This is a genomic window from Pseudomonas sp. HMSC057H01, assembly GCF_001836405.1.
In the GTDB taxonomy this organism is placed as follows: domain Bacteria; phylum Pseudomonadota; class Gammaproteobacteria; order Pseudomonadales; family Pseudomonadaceae; genus Pseudomonas; species Pseudomonas aeruginosa.
Genome location: NZ_KV828376.1, coordinates 1 through 1,161, shown reverse-complemented (window position 1 = coordinate 1,161; position 1,161 = coordinate 1). Strand labels below are relative to the sequence as shown.

Annotated in this window: 2 protein-coding genes; both read right to left on the bottom strand. The window is 43.3% G+C overall.

Annotation, left to right across the window (positions count from 1 at the left end):
- Nucleotides 1–210 precede the first annotated feature (210 nt).
- Entirely contained in the window at nt 211–663 is a 453-nt protein-coding gene (locus HMPREF2581_RS00480) for a hypothetical protein (protein WP_016254267.1), read from the bottom strand.
- Between the two features lie 10 nt (nt 664–673).
- On the bottom strand, nt 674–1,161 hold a 488-nt coding region (locus HMPREF2581_RS31455), incomplete at its 5' end, for an RHS repeat-associated core domain-containing protein (RefSeq protein WP_139181886.1).

The following is a 1,161-nucleotide window of genomic DNA, read 5'->3' as shown; positions in this document are numbered from 1 at the left end:
GCAGTCGCTGGAATTAGAGTAGTAAAAATAAATCTGTCTCCTTTTCTCGTAAAAATAAATCTGTCTCCTTTTCTCTGGCGGTGCGATTATTCGCCCTACTTCGTAGCGGGGCGTGAGAAACCGAAGGAACTGAAGAAGGACGGCTTCTGGTTTATATGGGAAATAAATATTTCCATTTTTCCGTACCTTTCCCTTTCTCTATTGTTTTATTTACTGATTGCTAGGGTTTGGTTGATTAAGTTTTTTATTGAACTGCACGTGTAGATCGAGAAGATATTCGTCCTTGGGATAGTCTTTCAGGTCGCTCTCGAATTTCTCTAACCAGTACAGGGCAAAGGATTTTTTTTCTGGCAATTCTAGATAGACTTCTATGATGGAACTGCTGATAAATGCCTTGTTTTTTTTGTCCTGAATTTCGTCAGCCGTTATATATGCCTCTTTGAGTAAAGATAGCCGCTCGTCAGTAGAGTCGATATAGTCCGCTTTTGTGCTTAGTATGGTTGGAAGGCGGCCATATTTTTTCTCCAATCTATCTAGCTGGAAAAGTATCTTTTTTTGAGCAAAGCGAGCATCTATCTCCCTGCCTGTCAACTCGGCAATCTCCTCTGCAGAAATGATAATGCTTTCCCAGTCGCTATCTGTTATTCCGTCACTGGTGGTCATATGGCGATCCTTATAGCTGGCCAAGATCTATAATTTCTGGTCGGTCCGGGGAACTTAAACTGGACATAGGGGGTAAGGGAGGCGAAGTTTCTCCTTCTTTGCACCAAACTATAGCGGGAGGTGGAGTAAATATTTTGCAGGCCGGTTCCTCAGGATGGGATTCACATAGATTTTCCAGGATGTCCTCTATAACACCATGCGGGGTTAGGCTTTTAGTACGTTTAATTACTTTCAGTAGTCCCTTGAGTGCTTTTGCATGTGCGTTTTTCCCATTGGTTTCGGCCTCTCTGATTGCTTCTTGTATCTTGGCAGGGTCAGAGTTCTTGTTAAAGTCGCCCACTGTCATTGGGCTTGATTTGTTTGCATGCTTTCCATTGGTTTTTGAATGCCCCCATTCATCTACATAGGCAAGGGGGTTTCCTTCGACATATACATATGTATTAAGTCCTCCTGCCAACCCAATCGGATCACTCTCCACATACCGCCCAGTCTCCGGAT